Annotated in this window: 30 protein-coding genes and 1 tRNA gene; 19 read left to right on the forward strand and 12 right to left on the reverse strand. The window is 41.4% G+C overall.

Annotation, left to right across the window (positions count from 1 at the left end; genetic code table 11):
* The first annotated feature begins 12 nt into the window (after positions 1-12).
* On the forward strand, positions 13-438 hold the full coding sequence (locus WA1_RS18495) for a type II toxin-antitoxin system VapC family toxin (protein WP_017750054.1): 426 nt from the start codon (positions 13-15) through the stop codon (positions 436-438).
* Between the two features lie 93 nt (positions 439-531).
* On the opposite strand, the gene WA1_RS57030 is transcribed toward WA1_RS18495, so the two are convergent.
* From WA1_RS57030 to WA1_RS58140, 3 genes are read right to left on the reverse strand one after another with little or no spacing between them, the layout of a single operon-like run.
* Entirely contained in the window at positions 532-675 is a 144-nt protein-coding gene (locus WA1_RS57030) for a hypothetical protein (protein ID WP_158516651.1), read from the reverse strand.
* Positions 653-2,725, reverse strand: coding sequence for an AAA family ATPase (locus WA1_RS18500; RefSeq protein ID WP_017750053.1), 2,073 nt, complete (start codon positions 2,723-2,725; stop codon positions 653-655). Before WA1_RS18500 ends, WA1_RS57030 begins: the two co-directional genes overlap by 23 nt.
* Positions 2,722-2,895: a hypothetical protein gene (locus WA1_RS58140; protein WP_017750052.1), complete on the reverse strand. Its 174-nt coding sequence runs from the start codon at positions 2,893-2,895 to the stop codon at positions 2,722-2,724. The genes WA1_RS18500 and WA1_RS58140 overlap by 4 nt, the downstream gene beginning before the upstream one ends.
* 136 nt (positions 2,896-3,031) lie before the next feature.
* On the opposite strand from WA1_RS58140, the gene WA1_RS18505 reads away from it, so the two are divergent.
* Both WA1_RS18505 and WA1_RS18510 read left to right on the forward strand, forming a co-directional pair.
* Positions 3,032-3,340: a type II toxin-antitoxin system RelE/ParE family toxin gene (locus WA1_RS18505; protein ID WP_026135379.1), complete on the forward strand. Its 309-nt coding sequence runs from the start codon at positions 3,032-3,034 to the stop codon at positions 3,338-3,340.
* On the forward strand, positions 3,315-3,626 hold the full coding sequence (locus tag WA1_RS18510) for a helix-turn-helix domain-containing transcriptional regulator (protein WP_026135378.1): 312 nt from the start codon (positions 3,315-3,317) through the stop codon (positions 3,624-3,626). Before WA1_RS18505 ends, WA1_RS18510 begins: the two co-directional genes overlap by 26 nt.
* A 224-nt stretch (positions 3,627-3,850) precedes the next feature.
* Here WA1_RS18510 and WA1_RS18515 read toward each other — a convergent pair whose 3' ends face one another.
* The 6 genes from WA1_RS18515 to argF all read right to left on the reverse strand — a co-directional run bounded on the left by WA1_RS18515 (position 3,851) and on the right by argF (position 8,965).
* Positions 3,851-4,318 (reverse strand): type II toxin-antitoxin system VapC family toxin, encoded by a 468-nt coding sequence (locus tag WA1_RS18515; RefSeq protein ID WP_017750049.1) that lies wholly within the window; start codon positions 4,316-4,318, stop codon positions 3,851-3,853.
* Complete coding sequence (locus WA1_RS18520) at positions 4,312-4,599, reverse strand: antitoxin family protein (protein ID WP_017750048.1); 288 nt, start codon at positions 4,597-4,599, stop codon at positions 4,312-4,314. The genes WA1_RS18515 and WA1_RS18520 overlap by 7 nt, the downstream gene beginning before the upstream one ends.
* 94 nt (positions 4,600-4,693) lie before the next feature.
* Complete coding sequence (locus tag WA1_RS18525) at positions 4,694-5,611, reverse strand: SMI1/KNR4 family protein (protein ID WP_017750047.1); 918 nt, start codon at positions 5,609-5,611, stop codon at positions 4,694-4,696.
* A gap of 9 nt (positions 5,612-5,620) precedes the next feature.
* Positions 5,621-7,138 carry a DNA phosphorothioation system restriction enzyme gene (locus WA1_RS18530; protein WP_026135377.1) on the reverse strand — a complete coding sequence of 506 codons (1,518 nt, stop codon included), beginning with the start codon at positions 7,136-7,138 and terminating at the stop codon, positions 5,621-5,623.
* Between the two features lie 92 nt (positions 7,139-7,230).
* Positions 7,231-7,836, reverse strand: a complete 606-nt coding sequence (lexA, locus tag WA1_RS18535; RefSeq protein ID WP_017750045.1) for a transcriptional repressor LexA — start codon at positions 7,834-7,836, stop codon at positions 7,231-7,233.
* A gap of 202 nt (positions 7,837-8,038) precedes the next feature.
* The gene (gene argF, locus WA1_RS18540; RefSeq protein WP_017750044.1) at positions 8,039-8,965 is read right to left on the reverse strand and encodes an ornithine carbamoyltransferase; all 927 of its coding nucleotides are present in this window, start codon (positions 8,963-8,965) and stop codon (positions 8,039-8,041) included.
* A gap of 186 nt (positions 8,966-9,151) precedes the next feature.
* Between argF and WA1_RS18545 the strand changes: the two genes are divergently transcribed.
* From WA1_RS18545 to WA1_RS18565, 5 genes are all read left to right on the forward strand, one after another.
* A tRNA-Thr gene (locus WA1_RS18545) sits at positions 9,152-9,223 on the forward strand.
* Between the two features lie 175 nt (positions 9,224-9,398).
* On the forward strand, positions 9,399-10,478 hold the full coding sequence (locus tag WA1_RS18550) for a site-specific integrase (RefSeq protein WP_017750043.1): 1,080 nt from the start codon (positions 9,399-9,401) through the stop codon (positions 10,476-10,478).
* A 212-nt stretch (positions 10,479-10,690) separates the two neighbouring features.
* On the forward strand, positions 10,691-10,843 hold the full coding sequence (locus WA1_RS57035; RefSeq protein WP_158516652.1) for a hypothetical protein: 153 nt from the start codon (positions 10,691-10,693) through the stop codon (positions 10,841-10,843).
* A 10-nt stretch (positions 10,844-10,853) separates the two neighbouring features.
* On the forward strand, positions 10,854-11,519 hold the full coding sequence (locus tag WA1_RS18560; protein WP_272819170.1) for an IS607 family transposase: 666 nt from the start codon (positions 10,854-10,856) through the stop codon (positions 11,517-11,519).
* Positions 11,520-11,580: 61 nt separating this feature from the next.
* Positions 11,581-13,116 carry an IS200/IS605 family accessory protein TnpB-related protein gene (locus WA1_RS18565; protein ID WP_017750186.1) on the forward strand — a complete coding sequence of 512 codons (1,536 nt, stop codon included), beginning with the start codon at positions 11,581-11,583 and terminating at the stop codon, positions 13,114-13,116.
* A 314-nt stretch (positions 13,117-13,430) separates the two neighbouring features.
* Here the strand turns inward: WA1_RS18565 and WA1_RS18570 are convergent, their stop codons facing one another.
* Positions 13,431-13,733 carry a hypothetical protein gene (locus tag WA1_RS18570; protein WP_017742077.1) on the reverse strand — a complete coding sequence of 101 codons (303 nt, stop codon included), beginning with the start codon at positions 13,731-13,733 and terminating at the stop codon, positions 13,431-13,433.
* Between the two features lie 152 nt (positions 13,734-13,885).
* On the opposite strand from WA1_RS18570, the gene WA1_RS18575 reads away from it, so the two are divergent.
* From WA1_RS18575 to WA1_RS18615, 11 genes are all read left to right on the forward strand, one after another.
* Positions 13,886-14,104, forward strand: a complete 219-nt coding sequence (locus tag WA1_RS18575) for a hypothetical protein (protein WP_017742076.1) — start codon at positions 13,886-13,888, stop codon at positions 14,102-14,104.
* Positions 14,105-14,225: 121 nt separating this feature from the next.
* Positions 14,226-14,765 (forward strand): hypothetical protein, encoded by a 540-nt coding sequence (locus WA1_RS18580; RefSeq protein ID WP_148662710.1) that lies wholly within the window; start codon positions 14,226-14,228, stop codon positions 14,763-14,765.
* A complete protein-coding gene (locus WA1_RS18585) occupies positions 14,759-15,508 on the forward strand; it encodes a helix-turn-helix domain-containing protein (protein ID WP_017742074.1) in 750 nt (249 codons plus the stop codon). The genes WA1_RS18580 and WA1_RS18585 overlap by 7 nt, the downstream gene beginning before the upstream one ends.
* A 104-nt stretch (positions 15,509-15,612) precedes the next feature.
* On the forward strand, positions 15,613-15,921 hold the full coding sequence (locus tag WA1_RS18590; RefSeq protein WP_148662711.1) for a hypothetical protein: 309 nt from the start codon (positions 15,613-15,615) through the stop codon (positions 15,919-15,921).
* Positions 15,922-16,059: 138 nt separating this feature from the next.
* Positions 16,060-16,212 (forward strand): hypothetical protein, encoded by a 153-nt coding sequence (locus WA1_RS57040; RefSeq protein WP_017742072.1) that lies wholly within the window; start codon positions 16,060-16,062, stop codon positions 16,210-16,212.
* Positions 16,209-16,466: a hypothetical protein gene (locus tag WA1_RS18595; RefSeq protein WP_017742071.1), complete on the forward strand. Its 258-nt coding sequence runs from the start codon at positions 16,209-16,211 to the stop codon at positions 16,464-16,466. The genes WA1_RS57040 and WA1_RS18595 overlap by 4 nt, the downstream gene beginning before the upstream one ends.
* Positions 16,467-16,483: 17 nt before the next feature.
* Positions 16,484-17,188 carry a hypothetical protein gene (locus WA1_RS18600; protein WP_017742070.1) on the forward strand — a complete coding sequence of 235 codons (705 nt, stop codon included), beginning with the start codon at positions 16,484-16,486 and terminating at the stop codon, positions 17,186-17,188.
* Positions 17,185-17,358, forward strand: coding sequence for a hypothetical protein (locus WA1_RS57045; protein ID WP_017742069.1), 174 nt, complete (start codon positions 17,185-17,187; stop codon positions 17,356-17,358). Before WA1_RS18600 ends, WA1_RS57045 begins: the two co-directional genes overlap by 4 nt.
* A 282-nt stretch (positions 17,359-17,640) precedes the next feature.
* The gene (locus WA1_RS18605) at positions 17,641-19,281 is read left to right on the forward strand and encodes a hypothetical protein (RefSeq protein WP_017742068.1); all 1,641 of its coding nucleotides are present in this window, start codon (positions 17,641-17,643) and stop codon (positions 19,279-19,281) included.
* Position 19,282: 1 nt separating this feature from the next.
* Positions 19,283-20,017: a PDDEXK family nuclease gene (locus WA1_RS18610; RefSeq protein WP_017742067.1), complete on the forward strand. Its 735-nt coding sequence runs from the start codon at positions 19,283-19,285 to the stop codon at positions 20,015-20,017.
* 77 nt (positions 20,018-20,094) lie between these two features.
* Entirely contained in the window at positions 20,095-20,646 is a 552-nt protein-coding gene (locus WA1_RS18615) for a hypothetical protein (protein WP_017742066.1), read from the forward strand.
* 69 nt (positions 20,647-20,715) lie between these two features.
* On the opposite strand, the gene WA1_RS52885 is transcribed toward WA1_RS18615, so the two are convergent.
* Both WA1_RS52885 and WA1_RS18625 read right to left on the reverse strand, forming a co-directional pair.
* Complete coding sequence (locus WA1_RS52885) at positions 20,716-21,936, reverse strand: glycoside hydrolase family protein (RefSeq protein ID WP_017742065.1); 1,221 nt, start codon at positions 21,934-21,936, stop codon at positions 20,716-20,718.
* On the reverse strand, positions 21,936-22,391 hold the full coding sequence (locus tag WA1_RS18625; RefSeq protein ID WP_017742064.1) for a hypothetical protein: 456 nt from the start codon (positions 22,389-22,391) through the stop codon (positions 21,936-21,938). The genes WA1_RS52885 and WA1_RS18625 overlap by 1 nt, the downstream gene beginning before the upstream one ends.
* Positions 22,392-22,459 lie beyond the last annotated feature (68 nt).

Consider the following 22,459-nt stretch of genomic DNA (forward strand, 5'->3'; position numbering starts at 1 on the left):
GGAAGAAGTTCAGTGAGCTTGTGGATACTTGATACCGATACTTTTTCATTCTTTCAAAGAGCGCATCCCTTAGTAAGTCAACGTGTAAATGCGATACCCGCAGAACAATTAGCTACAACAGTTATTACATTTGAAGAACAGATGTACGGAAGATTGAACCGTATTAGAAGAGCTAATTCACAAGATTCATTAGTATTTGCTTATATGCAATTACGTGAAACTTTGGAAGATTTTAAAACGATCAACGTACTGAATTTTAATGAAGAAGCCGCTAATTGCTATGCAGAATTGCTACGTCAGAAGTTTCGTATCAGTACGCAAGATTTACGAATAGGGTCAATTGCAATTTCTAATAACGCTATTTTGGTAACGCGAAATCAGCGAGATTTTTCCCGCATTCCTAGGTTGCAATTTGAAGATTGGACGATGGGGAATTAGTGCGATAACGCTCAGATCCCCGACTTCTTTAAGGATACAGCTGGCGATTAGGGGGTGACACCCCCCAATGACGAGAAATAAGCTATTTCAGCGCTATTTCAGGACGCGATCGCATTCCGAGTATCGTCTCGAAACGCCTATAAAATCGTTGGGGTGAGGGGTCAAACCCATCATTCGCCAGCTGTATCCTTTAAGAAGTCGGGGATCTAAAGTCTTATCCCCTACGATCCACTTCATAAATCTCTGTATACTCAAACTCATTGGGGCTTTGTCTCACTAAAGGATATCGTTCCCCATCCAATTCAATATAATCCTGTTCGCAGTCAGGTTTAGAAGAGTAGTAAGTCAGTACATATTCTCTACCGATTCTGTCTGCCATTTCTTCTTCTACTTCACCTCGCCACTGTGTCTTAGTAACTAATACAATCAACTGATTTGCCAATTTCGGAATTGTCTTGGCAGTTTGTCTGCGAGAAATTACATCTAAACTCCCAAAAGGTGAGTCCATCACAATTGGAAAGGCGCTGCTATCAGGAATCATCAGCATTTTTCTTTTTTCACTCCATTCCCGCACCCTATCGATAATGCTGGAAATAAACGATAAGCTGAGAATCTGATTCTCTCCTGTAGAAGCAGCAACAGGCATTTCTATACCAGCAGTATTCTCCACTAGTGTCAGTTCGTATTTCTCACTGATTTTAGGTATATAAGGTGTAAACGAAATTTCACTAAAAATTTCTTGTACCCGCTTTTCTAGTTGAAATCGAAACTGCTTCTCTTGTCGTTCTCTCACTAAAGTTAACCTATCAATAGCATCTTGAGTAGCTGTAATGCGTCGTTGTGTCAGTACTTGCTTTTCTTCGTTTAATTTTTGCTTAGCTACTTGCTTGACTACCACTTCTAATTCTGTTTTAAAATTCGCAATTTTTTGCTGATTTGCCCCTTGCTCTAGTATTAAATTTCTGATTTTTTCTTCTATTTCATCCAATCGCTTTTGTAAATTGCTAATTTCTTCATTAGTATCTTTTCTCAATCTTTCTTGAATATTGTCTAACTCATTTTCAAGTTGAGATATCGTTTGTCTGAGTTGATTGATTCTTGTTTGCTCTCTATCAACTTCTTCCCAAAAGCTGGTTGCTTTCTTATCAATTTCATCGACTTGTGCCAACATACGAATAGCTGTCTCTTCTACCGCAGAGGAGCCAACTCTAGCCAATAATTTTTCTATATTCTCGTACCCTTGGCTACCCTTTCGGAATTTTGTTCCACAAATACATTGTTGAGAAATCAATAAGTCGTTGACAAATTCTTTGGAAATGCCGGAGGTTAATTCCCCTTTTTGTTTGAAAGTATGGACTATTTCTTTAAATTGTAATGCAGTTCCTGAAAGTAAAACAGTGTAACCTCGTGCGGAAATAATTTTTTTAAGCGTGTCTCTAGAGTCTCTAAGAGTTTGTTGATTGAATGATTTCTGCTTTTCTAATTCTTGACGCTTTTCTTCTAATTCTTTAGCTGCACTCAGTTCTCGAAATCGGACACTGGTCTCTTTTTTGAAAGTTTCTTGATATTCTAGATCTTGTTGAATTTCTAATTGTCTTTGATGAATAACGTCTAGTTCATTTTCTATCTTTTCTTGCTGTTTTAATAACTGTTTTATTTCCAAATCACCAATAGACTTTAACTCGCTTTCTAAACTTTTTTTCGCTTCGCTGAGATGTTTGATAGAACGATTGATAACTTCAACACCTAAAAAAATCTTGGTAGCTTCGGCAATTTCTGGTTTCTTATCAGAACGAACTATCTTTTCAATCCGTTCGCCATCAAAGAAGAAATATTGATGTAAACTGGTGGGTAAAATTTGATTGATGATATCTTCTGGGTTTTGTGTGGGAAAATTCCAGATACCGTCCGCACTGGCAAATTGTAAATATAATTCTGTTTTGCCTGTATCAAAATCCGTTTCATTTTTATAAGCACGAAACTCTCGTTTGACTCGATAGCGTATGCCTTCATGTTCCCATGCTATCTCTACCCAACACTCTATAGGTTGACCTGATTTTGCTTCGGCGATCGCACGCTTATTGACTAATTGTTCGGATGATGCAAAAGCGGCGCTAAATTTCTCATACAGCACCCAAGTAAATGCATTCAGCAAGCTTGTTTTTCCAGAACCATTATTCCCGTGAATGACCGTTGTGTTACGAGGATCTCCAACCGCGAGAACAATTTCCGGTGTCTTACCATAAAAAGAGCGAAAGTTACAAAGCTTAATGGAAAGCAACTTCATCTGACAACTTCCTTCACAATTGCCAAAATGTCATCATTAATATGACTGTTAATTTTCTTATCTAGTCGGCTTTTTTCCAGTTGCCATACACGCTCAATGATTTGTCGTACTTCTGGTGTTGCACTGGTAATTGGTTCTTGAACGTAATCAATATTGAGTTCTTTCGCCATGTTGCTGTCAAAACAAAGTCGTCTGTATATTTTAACTGTTTGTTAGCTCATTACCATCAGTGAAAGTGCGAGCAATTATTCTTTATCAAAATTTTATAAAATAATGGAAGCACAACCAAGAGAGATTAGACGTTAGATCGCGCCAGAAGGTACAGTTCCTTTTGCAGAATGGCTAGATTCGCTACGTGATAAGAAAGCGAAAGCTAAAATCAAGGAACGACTTAAAAGAGTTAGCCTCGGTAATTTAGGAGATTGTAAGTCAGTAGGAGGAGGTGTTTTTGAACTGAGGATTGATTATGGTCCGGGCTATAGAGTGTATTATGGACAAGTAGGGTTAATCATTGTGATTTTGCTATTGGGTAGAGATAAAAGCACTCAAGAGCAGGATATTCGTAAGGCTCAGGAGTATTGGGCAGATTATGAAAAGAATGAAAATGCCGACTAGCGATCGCTATCAGGACTATCTTATTGAATCTCTTAAAGACCCCGAAGAGGCTGTTGCTTATATTGAGGCGATATTAGAAGCAGAAAATCCCGAACCCGAACTACTGCGATCGGCGATTGAAGATGTTATTGATGCGCGGTTGAGAATGAACAATCTCTCAGAACAAGCAAAAGTACACTGGGAAAACCTAAGTAGTATCTTATCCAAAAGCAGTGGTGAGGAAATTTACAGTTTGGTAACGCTTTTGAATTCTCTGGGGTTTAGGTTAGAGGTCACTCGAAAGTAGCACATCAATGTCTAGCCCATATAAATCCACCACATATTATGATACCAACTACTCTTCCGCCTGTTACAGCCAGTAGTTCAGCATCACTTAGTTGCTCGTCCTATCCTGTTGCCTGCAAAACAAAGTCGTTTGTGTCTATTAATTGTTGGTTAAGTCATTTTCATGAGTGAAAGCGCACGTCTTTAAAAACACTAACAAAACTTACTTGTTGCTCCCTTACAACGTTAAGGGTGGTAATTGGGATTATCAGTGATGAGGTTTTCGATTTGGGCAACTGCAAGCAAACGCTCATCAGCAGTGAAAAAAGTGAATGTCATAGTATTTGCTTGAGAGAATTGAGGCAAAATGCACAATGCTGAAGCAAGTTGAACGGCATCATAAGCTCTGAGAGGATGACGACTGACAAGTTCTCCTGCTATTTGAGTCACTGTTGGCAGTAATTCAACCTTTTGATACTGAGTATCAAAGTGGTAACGAAATGCTTGCAAAATTTGGCTAACCTGATTGCTAGAAAGGCTACCCTCGCGTTGGCGACGAGCCAATGCACTCAAAATTTCAACCCACGTAATTCGGGCAATAACCAGCAAATTACTACTCGAGTGAGCCGTTAAGAACTGAATCCAAGCGGTTCTTGTTTCTGAAACATACCGTTTAAGCAAAGCACTACTGTCTAAAAAATATGCTTTTACCACTCACCTCGATCCTCAATGATTGTTTCTGAAAGTGGTTGACCCGCAACATGAATAGACTGTACCATTGCTACCAAATCATCGTCAGAAATCGGTTCTGCATCAGAGGGAGTGGGAGGTGTAAGTAAACCAGACTCATAGAGAGGTCTAAGCAAAGGTAGAAGTTCAGTCATGTTTTGTTCAGGTAACACTTGCAGCCAAACGGTTTGGTGGTCAGAAAAATTTACTGGAGCCAAGGGACGTAACACTCCATTTTCGTAAATTGCCGGAATTGCCTTAGCCATTGAAATTCATTAACTTTTAGTTCTAAAGCTATTCTATACTAAATATTTAAATTCACAAAGTCGCTATATTTGTCAAACTAATAGCGACATATGTTTATTTACTAATACTTTTCCTGAGATCTGACAAAGCGTCTTGAGCTTCTTTCCTAATAAGGAGAGAGCAATCTTGCAAGGCATTAGTTAGTGGTGGCAATGCCCTAAAATCGCATATTTTACCTAAAGCCTTTAGTACCCAAGAATAAACTCCATCTCTACAAAGACCTTTAGCTCTACTTAAATATTGTGAGGCTTCTAGCAATAATTTAACACTTCTTGGATCTTTAAATCTAGTGATCGCCATTGTGGCTTCAGCAACTTGTCCAATTAACTTACTATTGGAAGAGTCTAGTGGCTGTAGAAGCAAAGATTGACAAGTCAAAAGCGCTCTTTCGCCAATGTCAGCATTATATTTACGTAATACGGAAGCAGCTTTGCATTCATCTTCGCAAATGTATCCATCTCTATTTAAGTAATAAGCCCCTGTTTCATAGCACTCTGCTAGCGTCAACATCATGTCAGTTAGACTTGTATAAAAAATCTTTGGCATTGACGCTTCAAGTAAAATAACTACTGGTAATTTTTCTCTTTGATAGTCAATAAGAGGAACACCACAGAAGTTACAGTTATTTTCAATAAATACAAACAAAGGACTTATTTCATACCATTCACTTTCCTGTGTTACAAATTCTTTTCCACTTTCAATATATTCGTTACATCCTTGACTGTATTCAATGGCTCTAGAAAGAGGTAAAAACTGTATGGAAGGAAAGCATAACGCCTTAGTATCTTCTTCTGTTCCATTTCTCCATTGATAAAGGTCATAAATTTCCTTGGGTAATTTAAATCCCAATTCTTCTTCTACTGACTCAATTTCATCAGTTTTTAGCCCTGGTAGAAAGGAAGCAGCATACTCTGGCTGATGCTTATACTGCCAATTCATAATTCTTTCTAAAGCTTCAGTTAAAGTTCCCATCAAATCAGTTCATATATCTAATAAACCGTAGCGCTTTTGTAAATTGAGCAACTTCATCCTGGCTTCACCTGCATTATCAGCTAGGTCGGCAAATTCTACAAATCTCAGTAATTCCTTCCGCAGTAAATTGCGCTCAACTTCTAACGTGTTCCTATCTAGATCTGGTGGTAAAACTATCATGTCAAATATGGTTGCACGTTCTTTACCGGGATGGGGGCGTAAAACCCGTCCGCGTCTTTGAATAAACTGGCGGGGATTGCCAGAACTTGCCAAAATCACAGCAGTTTGAATAGCAGGAATATCGACTCCTTCGTCTAAACAGCGAATGGCGACTAAACCTTGTAATTCACCACTCTCGAATTGACGGCGCAAAACTTCTCTTTCTGCTAATGGTGTTTGGGCGGTATAAGTACTGATTCTGTAACCCAACTCAGTACCTAATATTTTGGCAACGGCTTTTACTTGATGTAAATCAGAACGCTGAGTGACATCAAGTGAACCATCACTACAATAAAAGAGGGTATGGGTGGTGTCTCGGCGATTTTGCATCAGTTCGCGCAAAGCATATAGCTTATTTTCGGCTGCACCTACTAACCTTGCTCTTTGCATTAACAAGGGTTTTAAGTCTTCGTTGTCTTCAAAATTTCCTAGTGCAACATTTTCCCGTTCTCGATACAAAAGTGCTCGTCCAATTTTTTGTGTGAGTTTAGCATATGCGCGGCTTTCTGTTTCTGTTAATTCTACGAGTACGGGGTAATAAAGGTAACGGACTAAAGCACGTTGCGCGATCGCATCTCTTAAAGTAAACTCTGGTTGCAAAACTGGGCCAAAGTATCCAAATATAGATTGAGTTCCATCTTCATCAAAATATCTTTCTGGTGTAGCAGATAAAGCTAGCCGCAGCCCAAAACGCCGGGGTAAACTTTCTTCTAATCGGGGCGCGCCGAGGTTATGTGCTTCATCTCCTATAATCAAAGTTTTTTCAGGAAAGTACTTGAGTTGAGATTGAAAGCCATCGCCAATTAGAGTAGAGTTGCTGGTAATAATTGTCAAAAATGCTTGAGAACCAGAACGGATGTTGTAGAGTTGTGTGGAAAGTTGACTCTGCCAATTGCGTACATTCTCAAAGGCGAGGATGGGTTGCAAATTAAATTTTTCACATTCTCGCGCCCATTGAGTAACAAGATGGCGGTATGGGCATACAACCAACACTGCTTGCAAGTTAATTTGCTTGTAGAGTTCGCAAACAATGGCAAGTGCAGTGATTGTCTTCCCACTACCAGTTGCCATTTTCAAGGTTCCTCTACCTTTGTTAGCAAACCAATTGTCAATCGCTTGTCGCTGATATCCCCGCAATTCGATGGATATAGGCATTTTAGGGCAGCCGGGTAATGATGGCTCCTGCGTTTGATATTTGCTTTTGTTTTCACCTACAAATGGTGACTTGAGGAGATATGTTGCTAAATTGGTCTCCTCTACCGTGTTGGAAGTTGGCAGTTGTGAAATTCGTTTTTTTAACAAGTACATATGGTATTGGGGAGTAGTGAGTGGTGAGTGGGGAGTGGGGAAATAAGGAAAATGTCCCCACTCCCTACTCCCCATTCCCCATTCCCTATTATTTAGTTGTAATTACGCCAGATGGCGACTAGGGAACCTTGCACTTGTACTTGAACGGCGTTTACCTCTATCGGATTGTATTTGGGATTTGCTGCTTTGAGGGTGACGCGATCGCCTTCACGATAGAATCGTTTTAAAGTTGCACCATATCCATCAACTCTGGCGGCAACGATAGTGCCATTTTTGAGATGTTCTGGTTCTGGTACGGGACGCAAAAAGACCAAATCTCCATCAACGATAGAGTCCTCAATCATGCTGTCACCTGTTACCCGCAAAGCATAAGTTTTAGAAGGTAACGTCATACTGGTGAGGTCTATATACTCTTCCGCTTCAGTGACTGGTTCTATCAAACCCCCTGCTGCAATCTCACCCAAAATGGGGACACCTAGCTTTAATGGTCGCAAAATTCTAATTGTTCGCGCCTTACCTTCATTCCATTCAATGTACCCTTTGGTACGTAAATGTTCTAAGCGACTTTGAATGGGTGCAGGGGATTTTAAATTCATTGCCTGCATCATTTGTCGGATAGAAGGTGAATGCTGGTGCAATCGTATATATTCTGCCAGCCATTCGTAAAGTTCTCTTTGAGCTTCTGTTAGACGTTCCATAATTTTATAGACAGGAAAATACAAATGTTCCTAGAACATTAGTACTACAAAAAACCTTTCTATGCACTATTTATTTTGAATATTTTGGATTTTTTATTAAAAAACTTTGGAATTGGGTGAGAAGAGAGGAGTGAAGAGAGAGGAATAAATACTCACATTTTACATTTTACAACCTCTAACTCATAAACTCCTAACTTCTTTTTTATATTTCTTCTGCTCCTAAAAGACTTGCGAGTAAAGCTTTTTGGATGTGCATTCGATTTTCTGCCTGGTTCCAAATTTGCGATCGGGAACCTTCCATGACCTCGTCGGTGATTTCTTCACCGCGATGTGCTGGTAAACAGTGTAAAACAATTGCCCTAGGATCGGCAAGACTTAATAGGCGATCGTTCACTTGGTAAAGTTGAAAAACTGGCAATCGGTCATCAGCTTCTTCTTCTTGTCCCATACTTGCCCAAACATCGGTGTAAATTACATGAGCACCTTTTGTTGCTGCTTCAGGGTCCTGAGTCAGCAATACCTGAGTTTTTCCACCTGCAATTGAGCGTGCTGTTTCTAGAATTGCTGCATTTGGTTCAAATCCATTGGGTGAGGCGACTCTCACATTCATTCCTACCAAAGCACAGCCCAGTAACAAGGAGTTTGCCACATTATTACCATCTCCAACATAGGTTAAGGTTAAACCCGCGCAGGAGCCAAAGCATTCTTGGACTGTCATCAAATCAGCCAATACCTGACAGGGATGTTCCAAATCGGTGAGGGCATTAATGACGGGAATTTTGGCATAGTTGGCAAAAATTTCTAATTCCTGCTGTGCAAAGGTACGAATTGCCAAAATATCTAGATATCTATCTAAAACTCGTGCCGTATCTTGCACGGGTTCTCCACGACTCACTTGAGTGACATTGGGATTTAGATCGATAACCTGTCCACCAAGTTGATACATCGCTACAGTAAAACTGACTCTAGTTCGAGTAGATGCTTTGGAGAACAGCAAACCCAGTACTTTATTGCATCGCAATCTCAACTGTTGCGACTTTAGCTGGCTTGCCATTTGCAAAAGTTCTTGAACTTCCGTGGGAGTGAAGTCTGCCAAACTTAATAAATCTCGTCCTTTCAACCCTGCCATGCTTGTTGATGTGCGATCGAACAATCTTTTATTTTCGTTCTTTTACCCTGTCTTGTCCAAAAAAAATTTGAATAAATATATTTTTGGGTTAGCTGTTGCATAACAAGAATATCTATGCTACAATCCTGAACTAGTGCAATGCCTGAAAGCGATAAACCTTACAGTTATCGTATAAGGTGTAAGAATGCCAGCATAGCACAGTGGTAGTGCATCCGACTTGTAATCGGAAGGTCGTCGGTTCAAATCCGACTGCTGGCTTTGAGAAAAGGCAGATGTTATAAGACAGACGGCAGAAGGGTTTGAGGAGTTTTCTGCTTTCTGCCCTTTGTCATTAATAGCGTGATCTGCACCGTCATTTTAACACTTTGAATATGCTTAAATAAGCATGAATATGCATATACGCGCATTTTATTTAGGACAATTTTAGGACAAAGTGACAGCAGACAAATGGACGCTAGAAGCAGTCAATAATCGGCTGAAGGCGGGGAAAATTGGTGTGAGTGTGAGACAGAGGGGCGATCGTCTATCGCTTCGTGCAACGTTGCCGCCAAAGCCAGGAAGCAAAAGAGTAGTGTGGAGTCAGCAAGACATTTCACTGGGGATTTATGCCAACACGTGGGGATTCCAGAAGGCTGAGGCTGAAGCAAAGTTGTTGGGTGGGCGAATCGCTTCGGTTCGTTTTGATTGGGGCGACTATGTTGAAGTCGAGCAACCCAAGGGTGAAGTTGCGGAGTGGGTTGCTAAATTTGAGGAAGATTATTTTAACAGGAGAGGGCGATCGCGAACCACCGAGACAACTTGGAAATCCGATTACCTTCCAGCGTGGCACCTGCTGAACGGGGAGTTGTCGGCAGAAAACTTGATTAAGGCTATCGGACAAGTTCCAGCAAACAGCCGCAAGCGCAAATTGGTATGCGAGAAACTGACAGCACTGGCAAAATACGCCGGACTCACGATAGATTTGTCACCGTACATTGGGAACTACGGAGTTGGGGAGACATCCCCAAGGCACATCCCATCGGCGGGAGAAATTGAATTGGCGAGGGAGAGGTTGGGCGATCGCGCTGATTGGCAGTGGGCTTATGGCGTGCTGGCAGCTTATGGATTAAGACCGCACGAGTTGTTCTTCTGTGAAATTTCACCCAAGCCGCCGCACTTGCTGAAAGTATTGGAAGGAAAAACGGGAGCAAGGGAACTTTACCCCTATCACCCCCAGTGGGCGGAACAGTGGCGGCTATTTGAAGTGCGAAGACCATCGGTGACAGGCAGAACTTACAAAGACTACGGGAATCGGGTTAGCAAAACTTTTAACCGCCGCGAATTGCCCTTTACCGCCTACTGCTTGCGGCATGCGTTTTGTATAAGGATGTCAACCGAATATCATGTACCCGTTGCTGTGGCTGCTAGTTGGTCGGGGCATGAAGCTGGGGTTTATCTGAAAATTTACAATCGCTGGATTTCGGGTAGCGAGAAGCGTAGGGTGTTTGAGGAAAGCTTGAAACACAAACCTTAATCTATCTGCGGATTTTCCGCACTCTTTTTATTGACAATACACGCAATAAACTTTTTTATGTGTTTTTTAGTCACGGCAAGGATTACAAAAATTATCCTCCATGCACTGTTAAGAATTTTGTCAATAAAATAAAAATATACGCGCCTTGTCACAGACGTGCTGGGGATAACAGAGTGATAAAAAATCTTCATCAGTACCAAATATCCAAGAATATGCTAATCAAGTTTGAGCAAGCGTTGAGTGAGTATCCACAAGAGCGACCGCACGATGTTCACCCAATGCTGTGGCATGCAGAGAGGCGAGCATTGGAAAGTCAAGTAGAAGGCTTGCGAGATAAAATCAAGGAATGGGAGAGACGTAGCTAGTAACGGTTTCATGGAACAAGTCGGAATTAGTGTTAATTTTAAGATATCTAATACTATTTCTGAGTTTATGCCTTATATCAGTCCTAAAGACGCCGCAGAACTAACAGGCTTTCATCCAAAAACTCTAGCTAAGTGGGCAGACGCCGGGAAAATTGACTTTATCAAAGCTGAGAGTGGTTATCGCCGATACGATGTGACCTCCCTCAGAAAGATGATTGGGGAGGACGACCGAGCAGTCATCATATATGGACGAGTCTCAACGCATTCTCAAAAGGATGATTTGCAACGGCAGTTAGATTTTTTACGCTCGCGCTACCCTAAAGGAGAGATGATTTACGAAGTAGGTTCGGGGTTGAACTTTAAGCGGAAAAAGCTTTTATCGATATTAGAAAGAGTGATTAATCGCGAAGTAAAAGAAATAGTAGTAGCTTATTCAGATCGGTTGGTCAGGTTCGGTTTTGACCTTGTAGTTTGGCTTTGTGCTCAATTTGATTGTAAAGTTATTGTGTTGAATCAAGTCGTGCTTTCTCCTCAACAAGAGTTAGTGCAAGATCTGCTAGCAATCATGCATTGTTTTTCTGCAAGGCTTTACGGCTTGCGAAAGTATGAAAAACCGATCAGAAAAACTTTAGAAGTAGAAAAATTAGATGAAGATTCCATGAAGAATGATGTCTAAATCGGAAATGTCGGGGACATTTTTGTATACTAAAACAGTCAAGCGAAGGAGGTGATACAACGTGGGGCGAGTCAAAGGACATATTGAAGTTCAAAAGACAGTGATATTAAGAGCTAAAAGTGAAACTGCTTACAGGGAAGAAATAGTTAAACATATTATTACTACCAAACAATTGTACGCAGATACAACTGAGTTTTATGTTTTGGTATTTCTGGAGAATTTAGAGCTACTCAATTTAAAATCTGATGACTTGTATAGCGTTGTAGAGAAATTAACATTAATTACCAAACAAAGACCCTCCCCGGAAATTCCCTTGCAGATCAACACAGTTCAAGACATGCGTCGTTCTTGCATTAAAACCGCTTTTGGTATAGCAAAGTCTTGGGACTCGAACTATAAAAAATGGGAGTTACGTAGAGATAAGCATGAAGAAAAACAAGCCAAGAAATTAGCCATTTCTGAAGCTAAGGGCCAGAAATACACTCCGAAAAAGTTCACAGATAAACCACCGCTACCACCTCGTAATTATACAAACATTCATCCTACTTTCTATCGTGGGATGTACAAGGAGTTTGACGGTTCATCAATCATATTAAAACTGTGGACAGGCAACAGATGGGTTTTTATGAAGCAGCCTATCAACCTAGAAGGTAGAGAACTTCCTTATGGTTATGAATGGGGAAGTCCCACGCTGGTTTTAAAAGATAGGTTACATCTTCATGTTCCTGTGATTAAACAAGTCAAATCCAACGGGAAACTGGCTCAACAAGCATTGAACCCTGATGGATTAACAACTTGCAACGTAGATCTAAATCTTGATGGTGATATAGCTGTAGCAACAATTCTACACTCCGACGTTACGGGTAGCGTTACCGAGATTGCCACTCTCTTTGTTAAGGGTAATGATACTATCCAACATCGTAGGAAGCGTGAGTTAGGTTTAATTGCAGTAGCTAGTTCCAAGACAAATAAAGGTTTTGGAGTTAAAAAGATTGGTGATAATTCTCAACGCTTTGAGAAAATTAAGAATAGAGATAATTACGAATCTCATCGAATCTCTAAACGTATAGCTGACTTTGCTCATCAGTATGGAGCGACAGTAATTGTATTTGAGTGTTTAACTAATCTTCGACCCGATAGAGCGAAATTTAGCCGTCGTTCTAATCAAAAAAGAGCTTATTGGCTCTCGTCGAAAATTCGGAAACGAACCAAATACAAAGCTTTTCAGTCTTATGGAATTATCACGGCTCAAGTCTCACCAAAAGATACAAGCAGGCATTGTGCATTATGTAATGGCAACGAAGAAGAAGATTCGTTAGTTTCCAGAATAGAAGCTCAATTTAGTACTGATGTCGCCAGACTTTTTCAAATAATCATGAATAAATCATTGGAGAAAGTTGATTACAGTACGGGAGCGCCAAATTATATTTGTTCCGACACCGTTGAACATAGAGGCAATGCCGATCTGAACGCCGCCCGAAATATAGGTCTACGTTTTTTTGCGAGATATTACCAAAAGCCCAGGTTGAAAGTTGAAAAACAGGGTTTACTTGCTACCCAAGCAGCCAGAAAGGCATTTGGCATGGTAGCTGTGTAAGGGTTAGTGGTTCTACCCATGCGTTCTCGACGTGTTTGGATTACCCGTGCATATATAGTAGCAGCAAGCCTGCAAAGCTATTGACGAGGCATACCCATCGGGAGCGAGAAAAGGAGAGAGAAGTACTAAAAATTCCGATAACTTCCATCTCTCAGGATCACACGATTACCCTGACTTTAGTGTTGCTTCTTTTAATCAGGGATAGACCGCCTTTCAGTGGGTGCGTTAGCGGGGTTTTGTCATCCGGCGGTCTTGGCACATTTTTTAGCTATTTGTTTCAGTCTTCACTCAAAAAGGAGTGGTGCAGTACCCAGTTACTCCGGGTTTTTTTCTGCCAGCTTCGCAGCGATTTGCTCTGCCAAGTACGCTTCTAATTCTTTACCAGTCGCCGCCGCTTGCATTTTGATTTCATTGAAATGCTTTTCCTCGTTTCGTATGGTGTAAGTTTCCATCGCCGTTGAAATGCAAGCTGATAGCGATTTTTTGGTTGCCATACTCGCAATCAACATTTTGATGTATAACGTCGCTGGAAGTTCTGAGGTCGTGATTCTTTTTTTTTGAATGGGCTGAATGATGCCAGCGTTTGACAACGCCTCTATAAGTTTGTCAATATCCATAATTAGAACTCGTGATGATGCAGTGGTGAACCTATGCATCAAATGTTATCATCACATCAAGACAAGGTGCGCCCCTAAAGACGTGCTCCACCACGTCTCTAGAGGACTTCCCTAAATCACAGAAAGAGCTGTAACAAGGGCTATTAAAGTCTATGACAAAACTAGATATTGAACCAATCCACCCGCGACAGTTTAAGGAGTTGCACGGGTTAAGTCTTTACCAGCTGCACAGACTGACGCAGTATCCACAAGAAACTATTCGTAATTGGTTGGCTGACCCTGAAAGCGAGAGGTACGTAGAACCCAAGGTGTATGTAAAACGTTATTTTGGATTGTTACATCAATCGCTTCAAGCCAATAGGGTTGCATAAACCATCAATGGTTGCAGAAACACTACCCCAACGAGTTGGGGTTTTTTATTGTAGAAACTGAAATCAAGGCTTCTGGTCAAGCCTTCGGTTCAAGTGATGAATAAAATTAGTGTAGATGATTATGTACGCAACTCGCTTGGAGACCCCGCCAGAAGACTATTTAGTAGTTATTCCGAGCGGGCTTGTGATTGTAGATGCGGGCATCTACGATACGCGACATATAAACAAGCCAATGGGAGTACACGACTTGTGCGATCGCATGAGGATAAGCGATCGCACTTTATGTATCTATCGAGAAATAGCTTGGGAAAATTGCCCCGATTATGCGGCGAGCGTTCAAGAGCGTAATCCATTCTGGATGGACGATGTTTTAGACTACTACGCCAAGGTCGAAAATTTAAGACGCGTATCTGCTAAGTTGCCATCTCCGTATAGCGAACGGCTGTATCAAGCGGGTAAAAGGAAAATCAGGAGAGTGTTTCCTGACCGCCCTGACTTTACGCCACTTGAAGCAAAAATTTTGATTGCGATCGGCAACTTATTTAAAAATCACAGGCGCTTAGGAGTGCGTTTAACCAGGAATAATAAACGATTTGCAGTCGCCAAATACGTGAAGAGTCATCCTAATTTTTGGAGAGAAATCGAGGAAGAACTATGTTAGTCAAAGATCTTATGAACCAGACAGAGATGAGTTTTGATGAGCTGGCACCTATTCTTTTATCTTGTCGAGTTAACGCCGACAATCCGGAAACAGAAGTATCGGAAACCGTAGCTAAGCGCATTCTGTCAACTGTTGCAAAGATTGGCGGACAGCCAAAATTACCTCAACTATCTGGAACAACCGAGTCACAGGGTATTAAGCAACCTGACGGTAAGTTGTCAGAACTTGTTAATCCGTCTGGAGAACCCAATAAATCCGCTATCAAATCTTTTGCTGAGGCGCACCAGATTACCCAAAAACTTGTTACTGCAAGCGTTGACGCTATTCAACAAAAGAACATTCGCTTGACGATTGAAGCTGCTTATCTAAAGCGTCAGAAAGAGATTGAGTTGCTTCAAGCAGAACAGATGGGACGTGCTATTGCTGACTATCAGCACGAGCAATTTAAATCAGATGAGTTGCGCGATCGCGTCCGTGCTTTGCGAGCGTCTAACTACAACGTTGATGACCTCATGCAAACTACTTTTGGCGTTACTTTCTCTCAATTTTCTGAATCTGCCCAGAAGAAAATTGATGCTACGGTTCAGGAGAACCAGGAAGACAATTTAATCATTGACCTTCTTATACAAGGGAAAACCCCCGAAGAAATATGTCAGATATTGGGAAAGCCCCAATCGCAAATTCAAGATTGGCATTTCAGTCAAGTCAGTCTCAGAAAAAATCTTCAGGAACTCTGCTCCTAGTGGAAACTGAAATTTGGCGGATTCTTACTCAAAGTACTTGTGCGGAAAAGGATATTTTTATGTTTGGTCAGGTTTTAAAATTTTGCAAAAAAACAATTCTACAAATGCTTAGCTGGACTGAACAACCAACGCATGATTTAGAACTAGACGCTTTTGAGCGGGACTACGAACGCCGAACCCAAGCTTTAGAAAAATTGCTTCAAGCGTGTGGTCTATCGCAACGACAAGCAAGAAGCATGGCGCTCAAAGTCCTTTTACATGACCCCAACTTCGATATTAACTCTTGCCAATACACCAACATTAAATATGTTCTCAAAGCCCGTGCAAGAGATTTATTTAATATCAATTTTGAACCACAAAATAATAAATGCGAGCCTGTTTTTGTTGACGTACATGGTATGGTATATGTCTGAAAAATTTCGCTGTCGCTCTCCCACGGAAGTGGAAGTCATAATAAAAAAACGTCGCAACGTACTATACAACTCGTCAATACTTCTGAAATCTAACTTTTCGGATTGACGGAAGTCAAACACAAAAATCTTACCGTTATCATGAAGCGAACAAGAATATTAACTCCCAGCGATCGCTTAACCGAAACTGTCACTCAACTACAAGGATTGACTGATAACAAGTTGAAAATTTTACAACCAATTACCAATCCGATTATCATCAATCTTGCAAATCTAGAAGGATTCAGAGAATGAACTTTTACACTGATGCCCAATGCCAGATCGCCTCCGAATTCATTTCACGCTTAGAAGTCACTAAAACTGAAATACTCTGGAATGTGGCTGAACTAGAAAAAGCCAAGTCACTTACCGAAAAGGACATCGAAACGCTAAAGCTAAAAATCGCGTTCCTGGATAGCGCGATCGCATCTGCAAAACTTACAGCAACGGGAAAACTTGTTACAGACACGGATTTTTTTGAATCTGGTTTTGACGAAGACTCATACTAAATTACGAGGACAAAATTATGCCACGCAAGAAACAACAACAACAAGAAAATACTTTTTCTTTCTCCGATTCTTATAAGCCAGAGATCCCAACTTTTGATAATAATGAAAGCAATAATGTTGGGGATGTTTCCCCTGAACCTCAACCAATCAGCGAACAGCCAGTAGTTCAACAAGACTCTGGAGGAGAGCCACAAACAAGAGGTTCTTCTAATGGCATTGGTGGTGTTGTTTATAGTCAGTACATGGATGTACCTCTTGCGTCATTAGCAATAGACGTGAAGGGTGCGATCGCGGCTACTGACAACAAAATGAGTGATGTAGAAAAAGATAAGCAGTTGACGCAAATTTACGCAACTACTAATCATTACGCTGTCAAAGAAGGTGAAGCTAATCTTGCTACTCAGATGATCAAGACAGCGACCGCACAGTTACGGACTTCTGAGTACGCTTACAAGCACTCATCTCAAATCAGCAAAGTTCAAATTGCAAAAACTGACGCTGAATATTATGCTCAGACTGCTCAAAACAATCAGCAGGTCAGAGGATATCAGCTAACCGTACAACAAGCCTCTGTTGCTAAGTGGGGCGTAAAAGCCCAAAAAGCGCAAAATACTATTAATCAGATCGCTAGTCAACAGGGGCAAAGTCAACAAGCTTTACCAGAATACGGACACGTTGACACTGGGTCTGGGAATGTTGAAGGCGTGGAGATTCTTTCGTGATCAAACCTTATCAGTCTTATTGGGCGATCGCTACGCTTACAATCGTCTTGTTAGGGTATGCACTAATCAAAGGGCTGTGGATTCTATATTTGATTGAACCTAAGTTGATGTACACAACGGGTTTGATTATTCTACTAATCGCTTTAATTACTGCATCTGCTCTCAAATAATAAATATCGCACTCTCATTTGACCTAGAATGTCCCCTCAAAAACGGGCAGCCCTCAAGCCCCTTGTTTCAGCGAGGGGTAAGTGCAGGATATCCCAAATAGGGCTGCCCGTTTTTGTACGTGTAAGACTCCTGACCCCAAAAAATGGAGGCAACCTTGGTAGGTCTAGTCGTGCTCTAATACAGATTTACTAAATTGTTTTAAGGCTGCCTCCATTTTTCTCGTGTAGTCCGTAAGAGAAAATTTTTCCATAGCGACTTAAATTTAGATTACTACGTTTCTTATGAATAAAATTTTACTAACAACATCAGTAGGGGTCATCGCTCTTTTTGTAGAGGGTATCGATCCAAAAATTAAAGTAGCAGCTGCCTTGATAACAGGGACAGCTGGGTTAATCACCACGCTGAAAGGTGCTCACAAGTATATGAATGCTAGGGATGAGATTACAGAAGAACGAGAACTAGCCATAGAAGAACAAGAAAGGTTGGCACGAGAAGCTCAAAAAATAGGTATTGATAGAAAACAGGTTGATTTAGATCTGGCAGATTTGGAGAAAATTAGGCAAGATGTTAACGCCGAAATAGAAAAAGTTAAGCGTGAAGCTGAAGAAGAGCGATCGCGTTTACAGAAAATTGTAAAGGCTGAGATTGAAGCTAGGCGCAACGAATTAGAAGCAGATTATTCAAAGCGATTAAAAGAAGTCGATCAACTAGAGATTGATGCACGGGCTACCATTGCAACGCTGACAGCGGAATGGGAAGCAGAAAAAACTATTGGGTATGCAGAATTTCAGCAACAAGTGAAGATTTGGAAGGCTGAAAAGCAACAACAAGAAACAGCTATAGCATCAGAGCGTGAACTACTGAAAAGTGAGATTGATAGTTTAAAGCGTTCGTGGGAGAACCAGAAGGTTTACGAAGAACAAGAGTTGCGATCGCATATTGAGTTAGAGCAACAGAAAGTGCAAGCATGGAAACAAGGAGAAGAAGAAGGATTTAACGAGGCTATGCAGATACAGTTCAACGAACTGCAAGCTAAATGGAATGAGGACAACAAGCAAGTAATTAAAAAGAATGTTGAGCACAATGTAAATAATAAGTTGAAGCCTTTGAGAGATGCGATCGCACGCCTTGAGCACGAGAAAAATGAACTGACTGCGCGTCTAATGTACGCGGATGAGGAATTGAAACGGTTGAAGATTCCTCCCCGTATGCGCGGTATACAGCCTCATGAACTCATTGGACGTAGATTCCAAGAATTTTATAGAGGTCATGGCATAGATGTAGAAATTAAGCTATGCATGATTGAAGCCAACAGCGATGTAAAATTACGTTTTACGATTTGGCATCAGACGCCGATCAAAAACGTTAAAAAACTCTTCCCTGAGTTAATGGTTGACTTTCATTTAGCAGAGACGCCGGAACCAGTCTTAACCCATGACGGGTATGAAATTATTCTTAGACCTATTACTACTCCCTTTATGGGGCAAATACCCAGATCTGGAGTAGACCGAGCATCTATTAATCGCATGGTCGCAGAAGGTAGACTTGAAGCCCCAAGTCTTGAGGAGATTGATAGGAGTTTTCAAGAAGAAGCCGGAACTAGGCGGTTGATGGAAGAAATGCGCCACAAAGAGGAGATGCTAGGCTTTGTTGAACCACAAGAACCATTGCCGCGTCCCGTTCCAAATACCCCGATTACCACACTAGAAGTTAAATATGTAGAGTTTCTTCTCAGATGGCGCTACGAAGCGTCACGCGGTCGCTTGCCTAATCTCAGCAACCAGGACGATATCTTAAGCAAAGTTTATGGCGTGCGTCCTGGTAGAGGGACTGAGACAGAAGTTGAGGGGTTGAGCTTACGAGATCGCCTCAAGACCATTTTCGATATGCTCGGACACGTTTATAGAACAAGGGGGAATTAGAATGCACTCGTCACCAAATAAAAATTACATCTCCCCTGATAAATTTGCAAAGCGTGCTGGTTGGAACAAAAAATGGAACGAGCATACGTTGCAAATGTATGCTAAACGGAAACTTGAAGATCAAGGTTACACGGTCAAAGATGAGGTTTGGATAGGCAACAAAACGGTTGGCGCTGGTCGCATAGATTTGTTGGCTACCAAGATTGACTCTACTGGCAAAGAGCGAATCATAATCATTGAATGCAAAAAATGGCTTACTACCAAAGATATGGGAGAAGCCATGGGACAGATTGAAATGTATAAAACTTACGTCCCTAACCACACTGATCGCGTGGTAATTGGCATGAAACCTAACTGGGGTAATGCTGGGTATGATGCCGAAAGACGAGCATTGATGGCAAAAAACACAACAGGCATTAACACTGTATTCATCAATACTCACATTGACTTTGAGCCAGATGAAGCAGATGACACGCGATCGCCCACAGAAAAACTATTAGACAATATTGCCTATGGTTTCCAACAATCCTTTAAATGGCTTGGCAAATTTGCTTGGAAACAAACCAAAAAGCATTTTAGACCTTGGAGACTTACAAAATTTTTATGGTCTAAAACTGGGGGTCACTCTTACGGTAGTTACTCTTACGGCAGTCGAGGACGCAAATTTCGCATACGCCGATCCGATTTGTGGTTGATGGCGATCGCTGGTATCTTTATTTTGGTCATCTGGTTTTGATAACTAGTTCTTAGGGTGCGGAAAATCCGCAGATAAGATAACTGATAAATTAATTATTGAAGTTTCCGCAAACGTCCGTGAACACATCAGAGATAGATCGCATTCCAGTAGCTAGCCTACAAGAGCACTTTGGTATAAAAAAGACTAAGCTGTACGAGTACCTAAACAAATGTCAAATCCAAACAACCAGAGTATCTGGCAAATCTTATATCACAAGCTCTGACCTCGATCTGCTCGACCAATACCATGCAGCTGTTGGTAAGAGTGAGGAAGAAGAATTTTTGGCTGAAAGGTTTGGCAGTCAAGAAATTGAGCGCAATCTTACTCGTTCTGCAAACGTTCGCGAACTCAACCCAATTGAGGAGGAAACCTCGTTTGCGGAAGTTCGCGAACCAGTTCAGATGATGCAGCTAGCTGATGGCTTGTCCAATCTCAGCCCAGTTAATCGCTGTATAGCTATCAATTATTTGTTGGACTTTTTGGCTAAGGAGGGGGTTACACTCGATCGCCCAGCCCTTTTATCCCTCTTAAACAAACAAACAATGCCACCCTCAAAGGATGGCATTCTGGTGTGGATGGGCTACAAAATTGAGCGAACTAATAGAAACGAATGGCGGGTTTGCAATTAAGCACTTTTCGCCCCACTCTTAAAGGGTTTCGGGCGTTGAGAGCTATAAATTGAGGTTTGTATTAAAACACTAATACGGAGTCAGAAATAGGTCAGCTTCAGCCTCTCTTCGTCTCCTCAGTCCTTGTTCAACATTCGTTCCAGGGTTGCGATACTTGATGAAAGTTTCGCGGATTTTGGACCAATCGCGATTTTGCAAGACTGTGGTAATTGAGGTAAAGTTGGGAGCGCCGTAAAATTTGCTACCCAAATTGTAGCCAAAACTGAGTAGCGCTCCTCGTTGATTGGGGTTGAGTTCACCCCAACAAGGTATTTTCGCCAAATCGGGTAAGTAGTCTCTTTCCACCTGAAGAATCAAAAGCGCGTCTGCTTCTTGCTGTGAAATACTCTCCCCAAGCCTCCACGGACTACCGTCGCGTTTTCTGGTTGAACCCCAGCCAATCGTGATGGGTTCGCGCTTGGTTAAAGGATCGGGGTATGCATTGAGAAAACAACCCTCGAATTTCTTGATTAGTTCCACCCCACAAGGGGGCAAGGTACTGCTGTGGGGTTCAGGCTTTGGGAAGCTAACCGCAGGGCAAGTACCAAGATTCCAATCTACATAAAAGTATTTTGGATCGCTATCCCGCAACCAACCAATCACCTTTTTCATCGCCTCTAGTGTATAAGTGACCGGACAACCCGCACTTCCAGGCTTGCCCTCAAGAGCATTCTCGTCCCAGTGGATAACGATCGCACTCCTATCGGTTTTTTCTGGACTATCATAAGTCAATGGCACGGATACGGGTCCAATGCCGTCGCCATGGCTGGCATTCCAGTTGTCTTTGCCGCCTGCCCAGAATATCTGCTCAATCTTCCATCGCCCCTCTGGAAGCGGTTCAAAGCTACCAGATTTACTGTCAATTCCTTTGCGGAAATTTTGGCATCGAGCCTGACCGCTACGCATGGGCAATTCATCAACTACTTGACCATTTTTGAAATACTGTAGCAAGAGCACAAAGCAGCCGTATTGGTCTTTCTTGTTAGTTTTGGTCAGCAATAAATAATTAGGTTTGTTAGCACTCTCTAATAACGCTTGTGCCGTTTGTACGCCTAGACTTGCGAGGTAGGGAAGATTCCGCTCGCTCTTAAATTTCCCCAAAGCAACCTTTGTGCGATCGTCCACAATTCCAGTTGCAGTTATCCCAAGAATTGATTGAATTTCTTTAATTAATTCCGGGCTAGCTTCGGTGACGTAAAAGGCAGCAACTTTCTCATCAATTAGCTGCTTTAAAGATTTAATCGATTGCATTATTTGTTTTCCTCTGAATAAAAGTTTCTAATTTTGAAATTACTTTGTGCTTGGAGAAACTTTTGCAAGTCTTTAATTTCTCCAGAAAATCTCTCCGATTTGTGTTTTATGGTTTCCTCTAGCCCATTGGTAACGAGCAATGTCATGTCTCTGTTATGTAAATAATCAGAGATGTGCAAGTCTAGTTTTTTATCAAGAAGAAAAACTTTTTCTTCTAAATCTTCAACTCGCTCAATCAACTTTTCATGTCCCTCTTGCTTGGCATGCTCTGACAAATCTTCCCGCAACTCTTTAACAGAATTAATTAAGTCATTGAACTGGGAAATTAATTTGACTGCTACAGCCGCGATCGCAATTGCACTCGCAACTGCACTCAGAACCAGCCCCGTAGACTCAGCTGTGACAACAACTCCATTGGGTGGAGGTTGGGGCTGAACGGCGATGTAGTTATTCATTCTCTTGTCCTTGATTGGGTGACTTTGACCAATAAGCCAGAACGCCAAGCGAAGTGGTTATGCATTGC

Origin of the sequence: Scytonema hofmannii PCC 7110 (assembly GCF_000346485.2) — a bacterium.
GTDB lineage: Bacteria > Cyanobacteriota > Cyanobacteriia > Cyanobacteriales > Nostocaceae > Scytonema > Scytonema hofmannii.